Origin of the sequence: Streptomyces sp. cf386 (assembly GCF_900103585.1) — a bacterium.
Taxonomy (GTDB): Bacteria; Actinomycetota; Actinomycetes; order Streptomycetales; family Streptomycetaceae; genus Streptomyces.
Genome location: NZ_FNHV01000001.1, coordinates 580,417 through 601,032, shown reverse-complemented (window position 1 = coordinate 601,032; position 20,616 = coordinate 580,417). Strand labels below are relative to the sequence as shown.

9 protein-coding genes are annotated in these 20,616 nt (G+C 70.3%); all 9 read left to right on the top strand.

All coding sequences use genetic code 11. The features are described from left to right. The first annotated feature begins 11 nt into the window (after window positions 1–11). The 9 genes from eccB to BLU79_RS02545 all read left to right on the top strand — a co-directional run bounded on the left by eccB (window position 12) and on the right by BLU79_RS02545 (window position 20,566). The gene (gene eccB / locus BLU79_RS02585; protein ID WP_093903894.1) at window positions 12–1,508 is read left to right on the top strand and encodes a type VII secretion protein EccB; all 1,497 of its coding nucleotides are present in this window, start codon (window positions 12–14) and stop codon (window positions 1,506–1,508) included. A gap of 40 nt (window positions 1,509–1,548) precedes the next feature. Next, a complete protein-coding gene (locus BLU79_RS02580; RefSeq protein ID WP_093903893.1) occupies window positions 1,549–1,878 on the top strand; it encodes a WXG100 family type VII secretion target in 330 nt (109 codons plus the stop codon). Between the two features lie 86 nt (window positions 1,879–1,964). After that, the gene (locus BLU79_RS02575) at window positions 1,965–2,258 is read left to right on the top strand and encodes a WXG100 family type VII secretion target (RefSeq protein ID WP_093903892.1); all 294 of its coding nucleotides are present in this window, start codon (window positions 1,965–1,967) and stop codon (window positions 2,256–2,258) included. Between the two features lie 32 nt (window positions 2,259–2,290). After that, complete coding sequence (locus BLU79_RS02570; protein ID WP_093903891.1) at window positions 2,291–3,868, top strand: ATP synthase F0 subunit B; 1,578 nt, start codon at window positions 2,291–2,293, stop codon at window positions 3,866–3,868. 22 nt (window positions 3,869–3,890) lie between these two features. Further along, window positions 3,891–5,120, top strand: coding sequence for a hypothetical protein (locus BLU79_RS48035; RefSeq protein WP_093903890.1), 1,230 nt, complete (start codon window positions 3,891–3,893; stop codon window positions 5,118–5,120). Between the two features lie 68 nt (window positions 5,121–5,188). Beyond that, window positions 5,189–5,572 carry a hypothetical protein gene (locus tag BLU79_RS02560; RefSeq protein WP_093903889.1) on the top strand — a complete coding sequence of 128 codons (384 nt, stop codon included), beginning with the start codon at window positions 5,189–5,191 and terminating at the stop codon, window positions 5,570–5,572. Window positions 5,573–5,739: 167 nt separating this feature from the next. Next, on the top strand, window positions 5,740–6,195 hold the full coding sequence (locus BLU79_RS02555) for a YbaB/EbfC family nucleoid-associated protein (RefSeq protein WP_177000831.1): 456 nt from the start codon (window positions 5,740–5,742) through the stop codon (window positions 6,193–6,195). A gap of 1 nt (window position 6,196) precedes the next feature. Beyond that, window positions 6,197–6,631 (top strand): hypothetical protein, encoded by a 435-nt coding sequence (locus BLU79_RS02550; RefSeq protein WP_093903887.1) that lies wholly within the window; start codon window positions 6,197–6,199, stop codon window positions 6,629–6,631. A gap of 60 nt (window positions 6,632–6,691) precedes the next feature. Beyond that, on the top strand, window positions 6,692–20,566 hold the full coding sequence (locus tag BLU79_RS02545) for a WXG100-like domain-containing protein (RefSeq protein WP_093903886.1): 13,875 nt from the start codon (window positions 6,692–6,694) through the stop codon (window positions 20,564–20,566). The last annotated feature ends 50 nt before the right edge of the window (window positions 20,567–20,616 follow it).

The following is a 20,616-nucleotide window of genomic DNA, read 5'->3' as shown; positions in this document are numbered from 1 at the left end:
AGCGAGTCCCCATGCAGACACGCCGCGATCAGGTGCAGGCGTACACCTTCACCCTGAGCAGGATCACGGCCGGCCTCACCCGAGGGGAGCCGGACGCCCCCGAGGTCCCGATGCGCCGCTTCACCTTCGGCACCATCGCCGGGACCGCGCTCGGTGTGGTGGCACTGGGCGGCATGGCGGCCTACGGCTTTCTCTTCCCCGGCAGCAGCAAGGCCTTCCAGAAGGAGGGCACGCTGGTCGTCGAGAAGGAGACCGGCGCACGGTATCTGTATCTGAGCGGGGCGCTGCACCCCGTGCTCAACACCTCCTCGGCGATCATGATCACCGGCCAGGGCAATCTGAAGCCGCAGACCGTCGCCGCCAAGGCCGTCCGAAGCGTGCCGAAGGGCCCCGTCCTCGGAATCCCCGGCGCCCCCGACTCGCTGCCCGAGGCGAAGAGCCTCGACCGCGACAAGTGGTCCGTGTGCACCGCCAACCGCACCAAGGCCGACGGCAGCGACGAGGCGATCGTCACCGCGTACATCGGCGGCGGCAACGAGAAGTTCACCGAGCTCGGCGCGGACCGCGCCCTTCAGATCGAGGCCGCCGACGGCACCAATTACCTGGCCTGGAGCGGCGTACGCCTCAAGGTGGACGGCGAAGCCACCCTCACCGCGCTCGGCTACGCCAACACCCCGGCCTTCAAGGTCCCCGACGCCTGGCTCAACTCCCTCGCCTCAGGGCCCGACCTGACCGCACCGGACGTGCCGGGCCGGGGCTCGGCCGGGCCCCCGGTCGGCGGACAGAACGGCGTGGTCGGCCAGATCTTCCAGGACGACGCGGACCCCGACATCAACTTCCTGCTCCTCGCCGACGGCCTCTCCCCGATCACCGCCACCGAGGCGGCCCTGCTGCTCGGCGACCCCGCGACCGCGGAGGCCTATCCTGGCGGCCAGGTCACCCCCGTGAAGGTGCCCACCGCCGCCCTCAACGCGGCGCCGCGCTCCGCCCGCGAACTGCGTACCGAAGGCCTGCCCACCACACCCCCGGCCCCGTTCGTGGCGCCCGGCAACGGCAACCAGGTGCCCTGCGTCCGGGTCACCCCCGGCACCGGGGCGGGTGACAAGCCCAAGGTCACGGTCGCGGTACGGGAAGCCGCGGGCGGCACGGCCGACGCGGCGCCGCCCGGCCTGCCCCGCCCCGAACAGCCCGCGACGGACGGGCCCACGGCCGACCGGATCGTGGTCGCCCCCGGCCATGGCACCCTCGCCACCGCGACCGGCGCCGGGGCCGCGCCCACGCTCTTCCTCATCACCGACTCGGGCGTACGTTTCCCCCTCGCGAACCCCGAAGTCGCCACGTCTCTCGGCTACGACCCCGCCTCGGCGGTGCCCGTACCGAGCACGGTGCTCTCGCTCGTCCCCACGGGTCCCGCGCTGGACCCGGAGATCGCGAAGAGCCCCCTGGCCGCCGACCCGGGCAAGGCCCCGGCGGCCCCCGTCCCCTCCCAGAACCCCGCGGTCGACTGACGCCCGCGGACCACCACGGAACACAACCGAGGAGAACACCATGAGCACTCCGCCCCAGGGCCTGACGAGTACCAACTTCGCTCAGATGACAGCCGGACGGGACAAGATCACCCAGTGCGGCAACGACCTGCGCACCCACCACACCGAGGCGCAGTCGATCGTCGGCGGGCTGGCCACCAGCTGGTCCGCCGAGTCACAGACCACCTTCATCTCGATCATGGACCAGTACGACATCGAGCACCAGACCATGCTCCAGGCCCTGGAGCAGATCGAGCTCAGCCTCGAACTGGCGCTGGGCGAGCAGACGAAGGCCGACGACGACACCAATCTCGTGATGGGCCAGCTGCGCTCGGTCCTCGACGGCAACTGATCCCTTCACGGCAGCCCCGCACAACAGGCCGGCCCGGCCTGCCCGACAACTGACCTTTCCCGCAACGCATTTGAGGAGACAAGACCATGGGTGACGGATTCCGCGGTGATACCCGGAGCATGATCGACGCGATGGACGCCATCATCGCCGCCAGCAACAAGGTCCGGCAGAGCCTCGACAAGCTGGAGGAGGAGATCCAGCCCACGCTCAGCGAGTGGGAGGGCGGCTCGAAGCTGGCCTACCTGGACGCCCAGGCGATCTGGGACGGCGCCGCCAAGCGCCTGCAGACGTTCCTGACGACGGCGGCGCAGGCCGTCGGCTCCGTGGCCGAGATCTATCAGCAGCAGGACTTGCAGGTCCAGCGGACCTTCCAGGGCTGACGGCGACGGACCCCGGAAGGTGGTGAGAGAACATGCCCGATGAAGACGTGATCAGCGTCAGGCCGAACGACCTGAAGAAGTTCGGCAACTACCTGCAGGTCCTGGCGGGCAACGGACGGGACGGCCTGGGCGGTTCAGGCATGCTGGCCACGGCCGAGCTGCTCGACTCGTTCACGCTCCCCGTCGCCGACCCGACGCTCTTCCCCGGCACCAACGCCTTGGAGGCGACGCTCGGTTCGGTACGCCGCAGTCTGGGGTCCGAGCTCCGTTTGATGTCGGACGCGTTGACGAAACTCGGCGAGGAACTGGTCGACGCGGCCGAGAAGTACGACTCGGGCGAGGAGATGTCCAAGGCCGAGATGGACGACCTCGGCCGGACCCTGGAGGAGACCGCGGAGTTCATCGACAGCCGCGACGGGTCGCTGCAGGACATCGACAACAAGGAAGTGCCCGACTCGGACTTCGACAAGGACGACATTCCTGAGTCGGAGGAGGAGGACGAGGACGAGCGGGACGACGACGAGCAGGACACGGAAGAAGAGGAGGAGGACAAGCAGGAATCGGAAGAAGGCTCCTCGTCGGGCGGCGGAGGCGGCGGCCCGGAGGCCGGTGGCGGGGGAGGCCCCGAGGCCGGCGGTGGGGGTGGCCCCGACTCCGGTGGCGGGGGAGGCCCCGAGGAAGAGGAGAAGCCCGAGCAGGAGAAGCCGGAGCAGGAGAAGCCCGAGGAGAAGCCGCCGGGCGGTGCGGGCGAGGAACCCCCGGGCAGCGGCGCCGAGGAACCCGAGGCGGGCGAAGGCCCCGAGGGGGAGAAGCCTCAGACCGGCGAGGGTCGTGACCTTGATGGCGATGGTGAGATCGAGGAGCACGAGCGTGATGCCGGTTCGGAGGGTCGTGACCTTGATGGCGATGGTGAGATCGAGGAGCACGAGCGTGATGCCGGTTCGGAAGGTCGTGACCTCGATGGCGACGGCGAGATAGAAGAGCACGAGCGCGACGCCGGTGACGAGACCGAGCTCTCCAGTACGGACGGGAACGGTACGCCCGAAGAACGCGTGGCGGACGCCCGTGCCGAGGCCGACCGGCGTATCGACGAAGCCAATGAGACAGCGGACCGCAAGGTGGACGAGGCGTACGCCGAAGCCGAGGAGAAGATCGCGGCCGGTGGCGACCCCGAAACCGCTTACGCCGAGTCGGAGCGGAAGGAAGAAGCGGCCCGCGACGAGGCGCAGCGCGAGATCGATGATGCCAACGCCGATGCCCGCGCCGTCGAGGACGAGGTGAACGCCGAGCGGGAAAACGCCCAGCGTGAAGACCCCGGCGACAGGGGCGACGGCACTGGCGGCACGGAGGACACACCGGAGGAGACATACGACCCGGACCAGACGTCCGGTCCGGACGGCGCGGACGGCCCCGTCGGTACGGCTGACGGGCCCCCGTCCACGGGCGCCATCGTGGACGGCGAGGAAGTAGAGCCGTTCCAGCCCGAGGTGCTTCCGGAGAGCGACCCGGTCGCAACCGATGACGGCGACCTGAGCCGTGCCGTGATCGACGAGAACGCCGAGTACGGCGAGGGCTACCCCGCGCCCGGAACCATGAGGACGCAGTCATGAGCGCAGTGAGGGGCGGTCGGCCATGTTCTTGACGCAGGCGCAGGCCGCCGTCGCATCCCAGGAGGTCCAAGGGGTCCTCGCCAATCTGTCCCAGCAGCACCAACTTCACAAGAGCGTCATCGGTGGTGACGGCGTGCCGACCTTCCGCGGTCGTGACGGTGCCCCGGGCGGGCAGGCCGGCGATCCGCGACTGAGGCAGCCGAGGAAGGGCACGCAGGACGGCGACGGCCGAGCCCCTCGGGGCCCCGGGGCGCCAGGCGGCGGAGGAGCGCCGCCCGGCGGCAAGGCGCTCACGGCACCCGGCGGCGGCCCGGCACTGACACCGCCCGGCGGCGGTGGCGGAGTACCTGGCGGTGGTGGACTGCCCGGTGGCGGCGCCGACTTGAAGGGGCTCACGGCACCGGATCCGAAGACTGCGCTGAGCGGGCTGAACGCTCCCGGTGCTCCCGGCGGCGGTCTCACCGCAGGTGGCGCGGGCCTGCCGAACCTGACGACCGGTTCGGGCAAACCCCCCGGTGGCGGCGCCGGCCTGCCGAACCTCGACCCGAACGGCATCGGCGCCATCGGAAACGGCGCCAAGCTCTCCGGCCTCGACGGCTCGGGCGTAGGGGGCGGCGGTCTCGGCCGCGGGGGTGCGCCGCTGCCGAATCTGACCGGCGGCGGACCCGGGTCCGGCGGTGTCGGCGGCGTCGGTGGTATCGGGAGCGGGGGGCGGGGTTCCCTGCTCGGCCCCGACGGCAAGCCGCTGCCCGGTCTCCGAGGCGGCCCCGGCGGCCCCTCTGGGAAGCTCCCGGGCTTCGACACCCCCGGTGGGGCCAAGCTCTCCGGCCTCGACGGCAAGGGCCTCGGCGCCGGGATCGGCGGCGGTGGCGCGGGCGGCGGCATCGGCAAGCTGCCCAGCCTCACCGGCGGAGGGATCGGCGGTGGCGGCGGAGGCATCGGCGGTGGCGGGCTCGGCGGCGGCAAGGCCGGTGGCCTCGGCGGCCCCGGCAGCACCGGCCTGACCGCCGACCCGATCGGCAACGCCGTCGGCGCCGGCCGCGGCCCTGGTGCCGGGGGCCCCGGCGTACCCACCGGAGCCGGTACCGGTGCTCCCATGGCGCCGATGGGCGGCGGTATGGGCGGGGCGGCACCGCCCGGTGGCGCCGGTCAGAAGGAGGGCCAGCAGAACAACACCTGGCTCACCGAGGACGAGGAGGTCTGGGGCGCCCAAGGCACCGGCGAGACCGGGCAGTTGGGCCGCCATGACTGACGTCGCCATGACTGACGCCGCCACAACCGTACGCAGTGCACGAACCGACACCCAGGAGGTGAGACCCCATGGCGGTCATGGCGACCGAGGCGGACCTGGCCTATCTCACACAGGTCATCGAGGCGCTCAACCAGCTGGACGAGAACCTCTACTACCAGGCCAGTGATGTGATGGGGCAGGTGCGGGACCTGATCGCCACGATGGCCAACGACGTGGAGCTCCAGTCCCAGAAGCTTCTCGACCCGGAGAACGGCTGGACCGGCGAGGGCGCACGGGCGTTCCGCGTGGTCATCGAGGGGCTGCGCGACTTCCTGCGCGAGCTCGTGGAGATCATCAAGAAGTGGCCCGACCCGATCCGACAGGCCGGCGAGGACATCGCCTTCGCGAGGTTCGAGATCGGCACCATTCTCACCGCGCGCTCGTTCTCGTCCGTCACGGGCATCGACCTGTAAGCGCCCGGCGCGATTGAACCAGGACGTCCGGCGGCCCGTGCCCCCGCATGAAGCAACGAACCCAGGGGCACGGGCCTTTCGCTTGCCGTGTGCTTTCCGCCGTTTCCCCCCTTTCTCTCCCGGAGGTCACCGTGAATCCAGCGAACGAAGCCCTGCTGAAGGAAATCATGGCCGGGTACGAAAAGACCCGGGACGCCTTTCTGGAAGCGCAGCAGACGCTCGGGAGGATGTCGCACACGGCCGAGTCGAAGGACCGGTCGATGAGCGTCACGGTGAACGCGCAGGGCCGTATCACCGACGTCAAGTTCCGGGGTACGGCCTACCGTTCGCTGCCGCCGGCCGGGCTGGCCGCGCTCATCCTGGAGACGGTGACCGCCGCCCAGCTTGGCCTGCAGCGCGAGGCCGCGGCCGTCGCCGCGCCCGTGCTCGCCGCGACCGAGGAGTCGTCGCGGTTCGAGGGCGACACCATCTGGGACCTGCTGCCGGGCGCCAAGGACCCGAAGAACGCCGACTTCTTCAAGGTCCTGCGCACTGGCTTCGGCGCCGAGGACGCACCGGAGACCGCGGCGCTCCGGAGTACCGCGCGGCAGGCGGCGGCCCGGACCCTGGACGACGAGGACTGACATGGCCGGCCTGCTGAAGACCAAGGACGACGAGGAAATCCTCGTTGTGCCTTCTCAGATCCGGTCCAGAATTCCCGGGATGGAAGGTGTCGGCGGCGAGATCGAATCGCTCCATTCGATGCTCGAGACCGCCAACGGTACGCCCGTAGAAGGAGATTCGGGCAATGAGACGTACCAGGCGATGATGGAGTTCTATGGCAAGAGTCCGAAGGTCGTCGAAGGCTTCCAGGCCATCGGTCAATACATTCGGAAGTTCGCCGAAACGATGGCCGACGTCGCGACCTCCGGTGAGAAGGCCGAGCAATACGCCAAGGAAAACATGGTGAAGCTCGACAGTTATCTGCCCGAGGTGGCGCCCGTGAGCGTGCCGCCGATGCCGCCGCCGTCCGAGAAGCCCAAGGGCGGCAACACCAACACCAAGCCCACCAAGACCTGAGCCGACCTGAGCCGACCTGAACTGACCTGAACGACCTGAACCGAAGGGAGCGGATCGATCATGCAAGGGGACATCAATCCCCCCAGGGAACTGGCCGACATGCTCGCGATGATCGCGGGTGAGGACTGGCCCTATGTGAGTGAGATCGATCTGCTCCGCCGAGCCGAGGCCTATGAACAGGCCTACCAGGCGATGGAGAAGCTCCAGCCCCGGTTCGTGGACGAAGTGAACGGCATCTTCCAGGGCCTGAAGGGCTCGGGCGCCCAGGCGATACGCGACATGATCAACGAGTTCCTGGTCGGCAAGGGCACCGAGGAGGATCCCGGGGCCTTCAACGGCGCCATCATGAGCGCCAAGGCCCTGGCCGAGAACCTCCGCAAGACGTCCAACAACGTCGAGACCGCGAAGATCAGCATCATTGCGATGGCCGCCATGGTGGTCGCCGAGCTGATCGCCGCCGGTATCTCCCTGTTCTTCACCTTCGGCGCATCGGGTCCGGCGTTCGCCGCGCTCATCAAGATGACGGCGCTGCTCGCCAAGAAGCTCGTCTTCCAGCTCATCAAGTCGATCCTGATGGGCGCCCTGATGATGGTCGCGATCAACGGCCTGGCCCAGGCCATCCAGATCGCCCGCGGCCACCGCAACGGGTTCGACCTCGGCGAGCTGGGCATGCAGGCCGCACTCGGCGCAGCCGGCGGTGTCATCGGCTTCGGCCTCGGCAAGAGCCTGGACTTCGGCCTGGGCAAGACGCTCGGCAAGAACCTCGCCAAGAAGCTCGGCGACAGCTTCCTCGGCGAGACCATCAAGGACAGCCTTGTCGAGGGCACCACCGAGCACATCATCGCCCATGGCATGAGCAAGATCACCGGCGAGCCCGTGGACGACCCGGGTGCCAACCCGTTCATCGGTGGGCTGTTCGAGGGCGGCGCGTCCAGCCTGCACGGCAAGGCCAAGGACTACAAGGGCACGAAGATCGCCGACATCAACGTCAATGTCGACTCGAACGGCATCGACCTCAGCATCAAGCCACCCACCTTCTCGCCCGCACCGGACGGCGGGGGCTCTGAGCAGTCGCCCAGCCCGGCGGGCCCGACGGGTGCGTCGCCGGAGGCGAGCGCGTCGGACAAGGGCATTCCGTCCAAGACGGGCGACGGGGCGCCGACGGTCACGCCGACGAACGACGGCATCATCAAGTCGGCACCGGCTCCCGACCTGGGCGATGCGCCGCCCAGCAGCATTGCCGACTCGCCGACGGGTGGCGGCGATCCAGGGGTACCGGGCGGTACGCCGACACCTTCCACGCCCTCCACGCCGGACGGATCGGCGACGCCGAGCGGCGGCACGTCGACGCCTGGACTTGCTCCGGCGCCCGCACCGGGCCCCGTTGGTTCGAGTACGCCGTCGTCCTTGCCCGCACCGGGCTCTGATGGTTCGAGTACGCCGTCGTCCTTGCCCGCACCGGGCCCGTTGACCACGGATACGTCATCGACACCGACGCCCGCCCCGTCCCTGACCACGGACGCCCCCGCGTCCGGCCCGTCCTCGACGCCCGCGCCCGGCCCGGTCCCGGAGGCGCCGCCGTCTTCGCCTGCCGCCCTGGGGGTTGACGTGCCCGCACCGGCTCCGGCGCCGAGCCTGGTGACCGAGACACCTGCCCCCGATGCGTCCGGTCCGTCCTCGACGCCCGCGCCGGACGCGCCGACGCCGCCTGTGAATCCGGGGCCCGACGCGCCCGCACCCGCTCCGGCGTTGAGCCTCGTGACCGACACACCTGCCCCCGATGCGCCCGCCCCAGCGCCCAGCCCCGTCCCCGATGCGTCCGCCCCCGCGCCGGCCCCGGTGGCGGAGCAGCCGGCGCCGACTCCGCCACCCGCGCCGGTCCCAGACACACAGGCGCCGCCTGCGCCCGCTCCCGATACGCCGGTGCCGACTCCGCCGCCCTCGCTGACTCCGGACGCACCGGCCCCGAATCCGAATCCGACCACGTCGACCCCTGACCTGCCCGGACCATCGCTCACCTCCGGGCCGGACATCCCCGCGCCGCCAACGGTCGACACCCCGAATCTGCAGACACCGACCCCCGATCCTGCCCCGGCCGCCGCCCTCGATCCGGCCCCGGCCCCCACCCCCGCACAGCCCCCGAACGGCGATCAGGGCACCGCCCCCACCGCCGGCGGCGGCAGCATCCCGAAGTCCGACGCTTCATCCGCCACACCGGTACCCGCGGGCGGATCCAAGCTCTCTCAGGCGTCCAGTCCGCCGCAGCAAGCGCCGACCATGGGCGACGTACTTGCCCCCACGGCGGCCCCAGCAGCCAACAGCCAGGCAGCAAGCGGTACTTCGGGCACCCCTGTCGGCCTGCCGACTCCGGTGGCCCCGGCGGGAGTCGGCACCCCCGGCATGCCCATGTCCGCCGTGCCGAGCACCCCGGACGCTCACTCGCCGAGTGCGCCCGCACCCAGGCCCGCCGCGCCCCAGCCCGCCCCCGCACGGCCGAAGCCGGCCACCCAGGACGCCGGAGCGGGCACGAATCCCTCCGGCTCCCTGCTCGGCGACGCACCGGCAACGATCCCGGTGCCGCCGCCGGCGCCCAGACCCCCGACCGGTAGGACCAAGGCGCCGAAGAAGAACACCTCGGAGAAGAACGCACCGAAGGCGGACGCACCGAAGGCGGACGCACCGAAGGCGGACGCACCCGCCCAGACCCCGTCCCGCTCCCCGGGCGGCAGTCGCAGGACCGGGAGCAAGACCCCGGAGATGGCCACCCCGAAGGCCACCCCGATCCCGCCGTCGTACTGGAAGTACCGTCGTGGCGGTGCCACGCCCGCCGAAGTGGTCACCGAGATCTTCGACCCGAGCACCAACGCCCTCGGCTCGAACCGCCCGGACGGACTGCTCATCGGTGACGCCACCTATGTCCGCACCCGGGTGCGCCGCATCCAGGCGGACAGCGGCGGCTGGGTGACGGACCTGACCGTCACACTGCCGGTGCGGCCGGGGCCCGGCTTCTCCGAGGCGCAGCTGCCCGGGTTGCAGAAGGACATCAACGATCTGCTCGGCCTGCACATCAACGACCCGGGCTACGAACTGCCCGGCTCCAAGGACCAGATCAACATCAACGTCGTCCTCACCCCGCGCCCGGACCGCAAGGACGCCGTGGACATCTCCGTCACCCCCAAGGGAGGTGACTCCGACCAGAAGACCTTCGCGCTCAAGTCTCCCGACGCGGAGGGGAGTTTCAAGACCGGCGACGGCCCGATGCTGGTGCACGAGGTGCTGCACTACGCCGGTGTGAAGGACCGGTACACCGACCCGGGCAAGCTGTTCCGCAACGACCCGTCCAAGACCGACAACAGCGGTGTCATGGCCAACACCGGCGCGGACGGCCTGAGCGCCGGCCTGCCGGCCGACTACCTGAAACAGATCGAGACGGCCATCACCTCGGGGCCGGTCGTCCGGGACCACAAGCTGCCGCCCGGCACCCCCCTGAAGCCGCTGTCCGGCGCCGGCACCACACCGGAGGACGCGAGCGTCGCCTCGTACGGCACCGACGGCGGCCCGGTCGGCTCGGGCAGCAGCAGCTTCACCTTCGAACCCTCCCACACCAACAACAAGGGCGACGGGGACGCCCCGCTGCGTCTCGCCCGCACGAAGGGGGCCCAGTGGAAGGTGCTCGGCCCCAAGGACAGCGTGAACAACGCGCTGTCCTGGGCGGAGTGGAAGGCGCTGCCGAGCGGGACCAGTGCGCAGACGCCGCTCGTCGTCACGGCGGACCAGCTGAGCCAGCAGGATCTGCATCAGCTGACCGACCACCTCGCGAAGGCGGGCAGGTCCGATCTCGCGGAGCAGCTCCAGGACTACGCCAAGAAGCTGGACGCGAAGGCCGGCACCGAACTGAAGGACTTGCGCGACGAGTTGACGGCGGCGACGGAGGCGAAGTACGCCACCGAGGGCGACGCGCAGACACAGGATCTCACCGACGGCCAGAAGGCGGAGTTCGACGCGAAGAACCGCAGGCTGTCCGGGCAGGTCGCGTGGGACGCCGTGGAGATCCGCCAGCGGGCCAATTCGGTCAGCAGCAACCTGAGCGACCTGGTCGACACCCTGAGCCAGCACTCCGGCGACTCCATCCCGGTGCACACGCGGAAGAACTCGGCGGTCCTCGGGCTCGATGCCATGAACCTGAACCTCGACCTGTCCGGGTTCATCACCAACGCGCAGACGGAAGGCGGGGTCTACACGCTGCGCAACGAGATCTCCCCGGTGACCGGCGCCGCGAAGAACCTGACCGACCTGATCGCGTCGTCGACCGACGGCACCCTCGGCCCCAAGCCGCCCGTGAGCCCGGAGACCCTGAGCGGCCTCGCCCCCGCCGCACGCGACCGCCGGTCGAAGCAGGCGTACGCGGAAGTCCCCACCGGCACCCAGTGGAACCTGGTCAAGCCGGGCCTGGACAAGCTTTCGCCCGACGAGAAGGCCGAATTCGTCAAGGAGCTGTCGCAGAAGAACGTCGAGAACCTCCAGAACGAGGTGGACGGCCTGCTCGACTCGCCCGAACTGAACGCGCACGCCCAGGAGTTCCGGGACTTCATGGGCCGGGTGGAGAACCTGCCGTTCCGGCTCAAGCACGCCACACCCGCCTACTACGCCATCTCCAACAGCGGGAAGATGACCTCGCAGGGCGACCTGAGGCGCCTGGACCAGATGTTCCTCTCCTCCGGCAAGAGCAGCGCGGCCAACACCGGCAATCTCGGCAACGACGACTTCGTGTTCTTCCGCGTGGAGGTCGGCGACGGCCCGATGAACACCCGCTACGGGCCCACCACCATGGTGTTCGACGCGACCGTCCTGCAGGACCTGGGCGGCTGGGTCTCCTTGCACGACCAGCTGCACCCGCTGGACCGCCCTGCCATGCAGCAATTGAACATGCCGGGTACCGGCTCGTCGGGCTCCGGGGCGACGACGCCGGGGCAGAGCACCACCACGCCCGCCCCCGACACTCCGGTGCGCACGTCGGCGTACACGCCCGCGGTCGGCGGCTCGGGCACCCGGTCCGAGTGGACCAACACCTACCCGGACGGCGCCAAGCACACCATCAGCTTCGATCAGGAGGTGTTCCACGGGGACGACTTCACCAAGGGCATCGCCCTGTCGACGGTCCGCGAGGTGATCCGCGTAGGCGGCCCGTTCCAGGAGTACGCGCTGTCGCTCACCGACCCCGCCGACCTGGGCAAACTGGTGTCGAGCATGTACCGCCCGGAGGCGAAATTCGGGGCCGGCCTGCCGGTCGATCTGACCGAGGGCAAGAACCCCAACGGCTGGCCCGCGCCGATCACCGTGCACAACAAGGTGGGCGACGGCCGGTTCAACCCGAACGGCACCTTCAACGTCCCGGCCTTCACCGCGGCCAAGAAGTCGGACACCGCGGCCGACTACGCCCGCCAGGGCGACAACGCGCTGGAGACGTACAAGGCGATCCTCAAGGACGCCGCCACCGCCCGCGCCGACGCGAACGCCGGCAATACGGATGCGGCGAAGATCGCCGAGGCGAAGGAAGACAAGGCGCCCGGAGCCGACAAGCGGGTCATGGGCTTCTACAAGAAGGCCGTCGAGAATGCCCAGGAGGCGGTCAACTACTCCGAATGGTTCGCCGCCCGGGCCGACAGCGGGACCAAGCCGCTCGCGGAGCAGCTCCTGAAGGAGCGAAAGGACGCACTCGACGCGATCAAGAAGCAGGCGGATGCGGCCGCGGCGCTGATCAACCCTGGTGGTGCCAACACGGCGAGCAGTGCGGGGACATCGGGCAAGCAGCAGGACACCGGTGGCAAGGGCGCTCAGGCCAAGGACAAGGCGAACCACGGCGGTGAGCCGACCTCGAAGAAGGAGAAGAAGAAGCAGCAGAAGAAGCAGAAGAAGCAGGACCAGGGGCAGACCGCGAACCAGACCGAGAACCAGACCGACAACCAGGGCGCGAACACCGCCTCCCCGGCCAACTCCCAGACCGCTGACCCGAAGGCGAATGGAAAGGAGGAACCGCCCCCCGCAGCGCCGAACCTCACCCGGCCGCAGCTCGACGCGGCCGCGATACGCGCCGGCGAACTGCTCCTGGCGAACCCGAAGGCACCGTTCACGGACCAGGACGCCGCCGCGCTCACCAACCTCGACGAGCTCACCGGTCCGCGCGCCACCGGCGTCAACCACCTCGCCGACCTGACCAAGGAGATCGGCCTCAACACCCAGTCGCCCGGTATCGCGTCGAGGCGCCCGCCCGACCAGAGCGACCTCAAGCGGCTCTTCGACCTCACCAAGCTGGGCCAGGAGCTGCATCCCGGCGCGGGGAACATCTCGAAGCCCCAGCTGGAGGCCGTACGCAAGATCACCGACGCGATCCGCCTCGACCCGAACCGTGCCGACGGGCCGCATGGCAAGGTCACGCTGGACGACGTCAAGAACCTGATCAACGACGCGAAGGCACTGCCGCCCGGCTCCCCCGTATCGGCGAATGACCTCGCGTCACTGACCGACTTCGCCGCGGCCTCGACCACCCCCGGGCTCGACGGGAACGCGCTCGATGCCCTGTTCAACCCCGTGGGCAAGGCGCAGAGCGATGCCGGCGTGCTGCACACGGCGCTCGGCGACGCGGCGTTCCAGAAGCTGGAGGCGGACGCGGCCGCGATCGTGCGGCCCGCCCCCGCGAACGGCGACCCGAGGCCGCTGTCCGAGCGCAGCCCCGACGACTTCGTGACGCTCGTCGAGACCATGAAGATCCTCAACTCGGGCAGCCCCACCGCCGTACAGGACGCCCGGACCTTCGTCGGGCAGACGCCCGGCGGCGAACTCAAGGACCTGCTGCAGGACGCCGTCGCTGCCGAGGCCGCCCTCAACTCCTCGCCGCCGCCGCCCACTTCACCCGTGATCGGTCCGAGCGGGGCAGCGCCCGGCCGGCCGGGCGACAACACTCGCACCGCGCCACCGCCGCCGGGCGGACAGCCCATCTCGGCCGACTCACCCACCTCGCCCACCGAGACCCCCGCCGTGGACCCGGCCCTGCTCGACCTCCTCCAGGACAACCTCAACGCCGAGGCCGCCCTGCTCGACCAGGACCCGATCGGCCCGGACGAGACAGGCGCCTTCGACGCCTCCAAGGCCCCGGGCCGGTCCGCCCCGCCCCTATCGGAGATCAAGCCCGCCCGAGAGGTGACGGACTTCCAGGTGGTGACGCCGAACGGCACCGCGACCTACGACGGGCTGAGCCCCGACCAGGTACTGCAGCAGGCTCCGTTCACCTCACGCGACCCCAAGATGGTGACCCGCAGCGAGATCGCCGACGACGGCAGCGCCGCGTCGTTCCCGTCCATCCGGCCGTCCCGCCCGGTGATCGCCGAGGCCGCCCCCGTACTGAAGGTGTCCGGCGACGGAACCCTCGCGATCAACACCTCCGCCGGACGCATCAAGGAGTTCTACGCCGTACCCGAAGCCGTCACCAAGGCCAACACCGCCCTGGACCAGTCGGGCAGCAAGATCAAGCTGCGGATGGACCCGGGAACGTATGTCACCTTCGACAACGAGGGCACCCCACAGCAGCTGTACAAGGTGAAGCCGGACTATTCGTCCGAACTCAGCGACGTGTGCCGGGACTTCTCCGAGGGCATCGTCGGCGGTACGCACACCCACATGGTCCTCTACGACGCCCGACCGTCGGGCATGGGCGGAACGGGCAAGGTCAGCACGGCCAGGATCGACACCAAGAGCCCGGTCGAGGTGGCGGGCAGCCACCACCTGGTCCAGATGCTCACCGAGGCCATCGACAACCCCGCTCTGCTCGACAAGGTGAGCCCGCAGGGCGCGGCGGCACAGGTGACCAAGGCGATGACCGAACCGGAGTCGACCTGGCCGACCCCGGGCGAGGCGTGGGGCAGCGCGCAGAACACCGCGGATCCCGCGCAGCAGTTCCGCAACCAGGGCCTGAAGGCGCTGGAGGCGACCCTCGGGGTGAACCAGAGCGCCTTCGCCAAGCCCGGCGAGGCCTACAACCAGTCGTCGATCGCCTCCCGCGTCGAGGGCACCACCCGGGACTTCAAGCCGGACTTCACGGCGCCCGACAGCGGTGGCTTCGACGTGCCGGGAGACCGCAGCGGCTACGGCTACCACTTCGGTGCCGTCGTACTGGAGAGCCTCGACGGCAACCACCAGGTCAGCGTTGAGAACGCCAACTTCCGCAGCCTGGCCCGGGAGCAGATCGAGACGCTCGTCGACGAGAACCTCAGCCACTACGCGGGCCGCTTCGACGACGTGAAGTCAAGCCTCGACCAGGCCGTCGCCGCCGGCACGCTGCCTTCGGGCGACCCTCGCTTCCGCCTCCTGGAGTCGCTGCAGAAGCTGCACGACGCCGAGGCGCAACTCGCCGCCCTGAAGCAGGCCATCGCCTCGGGCACCGCGGGACCCGACGCACAGCAGCAGTTGAAGCTCCTGGAGAACGCACCCACCGCCGCCCGCAGGGACGCGGTGCGCGCCATGACCGCCGTGTTCGCCGAAGAGCTGGGCTCGGCGGGCGACATGTGGTTCGTCCGCATGTACGGGCGCGCACCCGGAGAGACCTTCCACGACTTCCAGTTCCGCAGCCCCGAGGGAACCATCGACGTCACCAACCCCCTCACCACCGTCGTCGTCGCGGGCCAGAACAACCAGCACCAGGAGTTCGCCCTGCCCCCGGGCACGACGACCCTCGACACCACCCAGCAGACGATCCTCGACCGCACGGCGGCGAAGGTAGCCAAGGCCGCCACCTGGCGTGCCAAGCAGGGCCTGAACCCGCCGCACATCGAGATCACCGTGCAGTCGCTGCCCGGCGAGCAGTCTCTCGCCGATGCCCGGGCCGAGGCGGTGCGGACCGCATTCCAGGGGAGCCTGGAGACCCATCTGCGGCAGCAGCCCGCCGGTACGTCGCTGACCGCCGACGACTTCCCGGTCACGGTCCGCGAGACGGGCCGCGATGCCCAGGCCGTCCGTGACCTGTTCGGCGACCCGGAGATGGACGTCCACTCGCAGGTGCTCCTGGACGCCTTCCCCGAGGGCAACCCGGCCGACAACGTCGACCTCACTCCCGAACAGCTGACGGACCTCGCCCGCGAGACAGGCGTACACAAGGCCGAGGGCCTCGGCGGCAAGGCGAAGGGCAGATTCACCCCGGTCACCGAGACCGAACTCGCAGCCGTCCAGGACCTGGTGAAAACGGCCCAGCATCTCGACGGCCACACCACGCCGCCGACCACGCCCCGCCTCACCGACCTGCGCCGCCTCGGCGACGTACTGGGACGCGAGTACAGCCACACCGGCCCCCTCACCCCGAGCTCACTCGATCCGCTCGTGCGCGACGTCTTCAAGTTCGCCCCAGATGCCACCGTCACCCCGGCGCAGCGCAGAGACCTCGTGGACCTGGTGCCTGCCGCGAAGAAGAGCGGCAAGCCGGTCACCGCCGCCGATCTGAGCGCGGTGGCGGCCGGTGGGGGAGTGCGGCAGGTGTCCAAGGCCGACCGGTCCGGTGACGCGTCGTCGTCCGCGCCGGGCACCCGCGCGATTCCCGGCACCGCGCCGACCGCTTCGACGAGTACGAGCGCCGCCGATGCCAAAGCGGCTGCCAAGGCGCTCGACAAGGCCGCCTCCGCCGTGGAGAAGACCGTCTCCGGCTCCGCCGACTCCGTACTCAAGGACGCCAGGAAGGCCGAGGCCGCCTTCGACGCGGGCCTGAAGAAGGGGTCCCTGCGGCTCACCGACCTGGAGAGGATCCGTACCGAGGCGAGCAACCTGGCCCAGGTAGTGCACCCGGGCCTGACCCAGTTCGACGCGCCCCGCCAGAACGCCGTCAACTCGGCCGTCGCGCAGGCCTTCACCACCGGTGGACCCGGTGCGGCCCTGCTCACCGCGAAGAAGATCGCCCAACTGGACACCCTCAAGGGCCAGTTGACCGCCTCCGAGCGCAAGGGAGTCCTCGACCGGGCGAAGGACATCCTCAAGGCCAACGCGCCGGGCCGCCCCGGTGCGACCGACCCCTCGGTCCAGCAGGCCCAACTGCTCGACGTGGCGCACACCCTGCACACCCAGGGCGCCGACGCGGCCGCCGCGAGCGCGGCAGCGCTGCAGCCGTCCGGTGTGGTCGGCTCGGCGGGCCTGTCCGCCTTCAAGTGGGAGTACACGCCGACCGCGTCCCCGAACGCGGTGGTCATGCAGTTCACGCCGAAGAGCGAGACGGCCACCGAGACCGCGTACTGGCAGCAGCACACCGCCGGCGCGGCGGACGAGGTCTTCTTCCTCGCACCGGCCGGCCCCGGCGCCGCCCTGCACAGCGGCAGCCAACCCATGCCGTGGGGCGGCGAGTTGACCCTGTACGTCTCCTCGCACGCCGGAGCCGACCGGTTCTCCCCGGCGCTCGACAACCCCAAGCTCGGCAACACGGACGGTCTCGTGCGCACCAGCCCGGGACACCTGGCCGAGCTGGTCAAACAGGGGCCGCAGTACGCGGCGCTGAAGGAGTACGCCGCCCTCACCGGCCGGCGCCTCACCATCGTCCCCCTGTCCTGCGAACTGGGCGCGGACACCCTCCAACCCACTCTCGCGGCGCAGGAGTTCGCCAACAGCTTCGCGGACGAGGGGGTCGACGTCTGGGGCAGCGGCCATGTCGTCGCGATCGGCGCGGACGGCAAGGTCGGTGCCTACGCGGACCCGGACAGCGACACCGCGTTCAACGCCTACGAGCCGCAGCAGCCCGGCCACGCCCAGATCGCCTGGGACGAGTCGTTCGCCGGCGCCGCCTCGTTCCGCTCCGAGGTGGACAACGTCTGGCGTGACAACCCCGCCGCCCCGTCGACGGCCCTGAACGAGGCCATGGACTCACTGGGCGCCCAGGAGACGTATCTCGTCGAAGGAGCGCTGAAGGGCGGCAAGGTCCAGGCCTTCACGCCGGACGGCAACGGCGGCGGCGCATACCAGCCGCTGACCATGACCGAAGTCGCCGACCGCCTCGACGACGCAGGCATGCCCGGCGACGCACCGCTCGTCCTCGCGGTGAACCACGCGGCGTCCGGCAAGCTCCTGGGTCCGGACGACACAGGAGCGGACATCTACGGAACGCCGCCCGGCCAGGCCCTCGCGGACGCCAAGCAGGGGCCCGTCATCGCCCCCTGGGGAGAGGTCTTCCAGGGCTACGAGCAGGGCTCCGACACGCCCGTCCTGCTCGTGGAGCGTCCGGCGGACCTGCCCGCGGACGCCTCTTGGCAGCCGTGGGTGGTCTTCCGCCCGGGCGGCGGAGACATCGGAACCTCGCCGGTGGGACCGCTCGGCTTCTCCGCCACACCGGGAGCGATCGCGGCGAACACGCCCCGGCCGACCGTGGCCGAGCCCGTACCCGGCGCGCTGCCGGGTGCCCGGGGCGAGGGCGGTGGTGTACGGGTGTCGCCGAAGTCCGACCCGGGCGCCGGAGGTACGGGCACGCCGCCCGTGACCGACAACAACGACAACCACAGCAGCAACGGCGACGGCAACGACACCGAGGCCCTGTACGACAGCCCCGAATCGGACCAGGAGCCCGACACGTCGGACAACGGCACCGATTCCGACGCGATCATCAACATCCTCGACGGCTACGGCGGCGACTCCTCCGGCACACCGACCGACACCACCGACGAAGCGAACGACGCACCGCCGGACAGCGCCTCCAGCGACGGCTACCTGGACGCCTACGACCCCTATCTGGACGCCCCGCTCTCCGACTCCGACCTCACCGAGGACGCATCGGAGGGCGAGAACGAAGCCGGCAACCCCGTCCCCGCCGAAGGCACGTACCGGCTCGTCATGCCCGAGGGACTGCAGGGTGACGACCGGCCCTTCGTCACTCTGGAGCCCCCGGCCGTCTACGACATGCGCACCGACGCGAACCCGGGCGCCTTCCCCGCCTACATGCCGATGCGCGAGGCCGAACCGCAGGATCCCCGGCTCACCGTGTCCGAGGACGGCACCGTCGTGGTCCCGGACACCGGCCGCGAAATCTTCATCACCCAGGAGAACTTCGCCGCCGCCAACAAGGAACTGAAGCTGATCGGCAGCAACGTCACGCTGCGGTCCCACCCCGACACCATGATCAGGTTCACGAAGAACGGCACCACCCATGAACTGATCCGGGTCACACCGACGTTCAGGTCGAACCCCATCGACATCTGCCGGGACTTCTCGCAGCAGGTACTCGGCGGCTACCAGACCCACGCGGTGCTGCGGTCCCCGAACGGCGGCACGACCGCCGTCGCCCGTATCAACACCTCCAGCGCCACCGAGGTATCCGGCATCGCCCACCTCGCCCAGGGCATCGCGGAAGCGGCGAGCACGAACGGTGAGGTCGGCGCGGAGCAGGCGAAGGCGCTGATACAGCAAGGCCTCGGCAAGGTGGCGCAGGACTGGCCCGCGCCCGGCAAGGAGTACAAGGCCTTCCAGGCGACGGATCCGGGCGCCGCACAGCAGGCGCAGGATCTGGGCATCAACGAGTTCGCCCTGCCCAAGCACATCGGTGAGGCGATGACCTCCCAGGGCGTGCCCCAGCTCAACGCCGAGGGCGACAGACAGCTTTCGCTGACCCGGCGCGGGTTCGGCTACCACTTCGCGAGCGCCGTCACGTTCAGCGGGGACGGCCGCAGTGTGGTGACGCTGGAGAACGTACGCCGTGCCGAGTTCACCCGAGCCGTCCTGGACGACGCGTTGCGGCTGAACATCGAGCACTACGCGGGCCGGCTCGACGAGACCGCGACCCAGCTGCGCCAGCGCATCGACAACGGGGACCTGTCGGCCGACGCACCCGAGGTGGCGCTCTTCGAGAAGATCGAGGAGATCGTGGAGCTCAACAACGCCATCGAGGCGGCGAGCACCGACGTCCCCGGTCTGGAGCAGCAGCTCACGGGCGCCACGAAGGAGGCCCGCCGACTGCTCACCGCCATCGCCGGCGACTCCCTGCGGCGCAACGGCGATGCCTGGTACTTCCGTACGTACAGCACGGCACCCGGAACGGACCTGCACACGATCGAGAACAGCAGCGTCGTGCCCAATGCCCTGACCGTGGTCGTGCTCGGTGACCACGGCGACCAGTCCGTGCTGCTGGAGGGCGACCGTCCCGGCGGGCAGCTCACCGACGCGGACAAATCACGCCTGGACAAGCTCGTCGACAAGATCGCCAAGGTGGCGGTGTGGCGCAGTCGTGAGCAACTGCCGCCGCCGGTCGTCGAGTTCAACGGCGGCACCACGGGCGGCCCGCTGAACGCCAACCTCCAGCAGAAGGCGGCCCTCCACCTGGCCGAGCGGCTCACCGCACGCTTCGGCGAATGGGCCGAACTGGGCGACGGCACCCCGAAGTTGAGCTCGGCGGACATCCCCTTCGTCTTCGGGCCGCAGATCGCGCCGGTACCGGGGCAGGCAGGGCCGCCCCTGCAGATCGACGCCCTGATGCAGGGCGAGCGACAGCAACTGCCGGGCGTCAGCATGCCCGCGCCGCCCGCACCGGCCCAGGCCCCCGCATCCTCCGTGTTCGCCTTCACCGAGGGCACGCGCCTCACCCCGGAGGCGACCCTGCAGATCAAGCGACTGGCCGCCGATCTGTTCAAGGAACTGCGCACCGCCCACCAGGAAGGGCGCCCCCTGCCCACGGTGAAGATCACCGGCTACGGCAACTCACGGCTCACCGGCATGCGGGACGGCCGTGACCGGGCCAACAAGATCGCTCAGCTCCTGCGCGTGGAGCTCGCCGACGCGCTGAGCCGCCTGAGGGCCGCGAACGCGGACGTGGACGGCACGTTCAACCCGGTCGCCGTGCCCATCAAGACCACGTCACGCGGCAACCGCGGCACCGCGCCGGAGCAGGGCCGGCGCACCGCCGTCATCGAGGTGGTCGCGCCTTCCTGATCCTCGCTCTCCGCAAGCACAGGGCCCATTTCGCGCAGCCCGCGCGGGCG

Excerpts from the sequence above, each read along its gene's own strand:
- BLU79_RS48035 (WP_093903890.1), top strand. The coding sequence starts at position 3,891 with ATGTTCTTGACGCAGGCGCAGGCCGCCGTCGCATCCCAGGAGGTCCAA.
- BLU79_RS02575 (WP_093903892.1), top strand. The coding sequence starts at position 1,965 with ATGGGTGACGGATTCCGCGGTGATACCCGGAGCATGATCGACGCGATG.
- eccB (WP_093903894.1), top strand. The coding sequence starts at position 12 with ATGCAGACACGCCGCGATCAGGTGCAGGCGTACACCTTCACCCTGAGC.
- BLU79_RS02555 (WP_177000831.1), top strand. The coding sequence starts at position 5,740 with ATGGCCGGGTACGAAAAGACCCGGGACGCCTTTCTGGAAGCGCAGCAG.
- BLU79_RS02550 (WP_093903887.1), top strand. The coding sequence starts at position 6,197 with ATGGCCGGCCTGCTGAAGACCAAGGACGACGAGGAAATCCTCGTTGTG.
- BLU79_RS02545 (WP_093903886.1), top strand. The coding sequence starts at position 6,692 with ATGCAAGGGGACATCAATCCCCCCAGGGAACTGGCCGACATGCTCGCG.
- BLU79_RS02580 (WP_093903893.1), top strand. The coding sequence starts at position 1,549 with ATGAGCACTCCGCCCCAGGGCCTGACGAGTACCAACTTCGCTCAGATG.
- BLU79_RS02560 (WP_093903889.1), top strand. The coding sequence starts at position 5,189 with ATGGCGGTCATGGCGACCGAGGCGGACCTGGCCTATCTCACACAGGTC.
- BLU79_RS02570 (WP_093903891.1), top strand. The coding sequence starts at position 2,291 with ATGCCCGATGAAGACGTGATCAGCGTCAGGCCGAACGACCTGAAGAAG.